The organism is Acetomicrobium sp. S15 = DSM 107314, from assembly GCF_016125955.1.
In the GTDB taxonomy this organism is placed as follows: domain Bacteria; phylum Synergistota; class Synergistia; order Synergistales; family Thermosynergistaceae; genus Thermosynergistes; species Thermosynergistes pyruvativorans.
In genome coordinates, this window is sequence record NZ_JADEVE010000118.1 from 1 (window position 1) to 1,334 (window position 1,334).

General features: G+C 47.8%; 2 protein-coding genes and 1 pseudogene. 2 read left to right on the top strand and 1 reads right to left on the bottom strand.

The genetic code is table 11. The features are described 5' to 3' along the window. Positions 1 to 87: 87 nt before the first annotated feature. Both EZM41_RS02925 and EZM41_RS14570 read left to right on the top strand, forming a co-directional pair. Entirely contained in the window at positions 88 to 378 is a 291-nt protein-coding gene (locus EZM41_RS02925) for a transposase (protein WP_198469335.1), read from the top strand. A gap of 5 nt (positions 379 to 383) precedes the next feature. Next, entirely contained in the window at positions 384 to 698 is a 315-nt protein-coding gene (locus tag EZM41_RS14570; protein ID WP_198469337.1) for an IS3 family transposase, read from the top strand. A gap of 385 nt (positions 699 to 1,083) precedes the next feature. On the opposite strand, the pseudogene EZM41_RS13495 reads toward EZM41_RS14570, so the two are convergent. Further along, positions 1,084 to 1,334: pseudogene (locus EZM41_RS13495) on the bottom strand (hypothetical protein); the annotation flags it as partial.

Genomic DNA, 1,334 nt, shown 5'->3' on the forward strand with positions numbered 1-1,334 from the left:
CATGGACACCCTCAAAGTGTATAGGATAATATCCAAAAAGGGAGGATGAAGAACTCTCTCATGGGAGCACAATAGGAGGATGCAGCTATGAAACAGAGGAAATGGACGGCAGAAGAAAAGTTTGCAATCGTGATAGAAGGCCTCAAGGGTCAAAAAACAGTGTCTGAAATATGCAGAGATCACGCCCTAAGCCAGACTGTCTATTACAAGTGGCGCGATGCGTTCTTGGAAGGTGGCAAAATGCCTTGGCAAGGGGAAGCGCGTCTCGCGATCAAGCTCTTACTGCTTAAGATCTCAGAGATTGCAAAAGATCATCAGAAAACAGGCCATACAGATCGAGATATTAAAAAAACGGAAGAGCTATCTACGACAAGGTAGAAGCTGTGAATAGTCTTAAAGGAGCAGGCTACAGCGTAAAAGCAGCTTGTGAAACCCTAGGTGTTCCACGCAGCAGCTATTACGCATCATTGCAGCGCAATCCTACGGCCGAAGGGACAGAGGAACACGAAAATACCATAGGTAACGACGGCAGCGCTGGGAACGATAGGCTGAGGCTGCTTGAAGAGATAAAAGCAATTAAAGTAAATCATCCCTTTTGGGGTTACAGGCGAGTTACGGCGTACTTAAGACACCGTAAGGGCATAAATGTAAATTGGAGTTGCCCCACTTTACTGGACACTTTCAAGCTTAGTCTTTAAGCTGTTTCTGACTTTTCGTGTTCGTCAAACCACCTCCGCTCAAATTCATCTGGGCTTAAGCACCAGAGCGTCGAATGCCGCCTAATCTTATGCAACCTACCTCGATGCACTCGAAGACGGCGTTTTTAAGCTCTCCTCGCCTTGGCCAACTGTTCCTGCCCGAGCAATCTAGCCTTGAGTGTAGCGTAAAAGCTTTCAGCTACTGCAAGTACAAGCGCATCTCCGACAAAGCCCATGGAGCCCAATAGAGGTGCCTCCTTCACCCTATCGGTGAAGACGATAGAGGTATATTGAAAACCTCGAGGTCTTGAGTGGTGAATCACCCCTCTATGATGGCGTCTGCGTTTAATTGCTATACCTGAGGCGCCTACGGCCAATTCAGACGTTATACGGCTCCCTCAAGAAGCAACCGATTACCTTTCTTAAAGAAGGCATCTAACAGTACAGCCAAATATAGCCAGCCCTCGCTCGTGGGGTGTTGCGTTATGTCGCCTACCCAGAGTGTATTGGGCGCATCTGCCTCGAAGTTTCTCTCGACGAGGTCAGGGTAGATAGGACGTTTGGGGACATTTGTTGGTACATCCTTGACGCTTACTATGTGTGTGTCTTTTATTCCTGCCTCTTGCATGAGTCTGG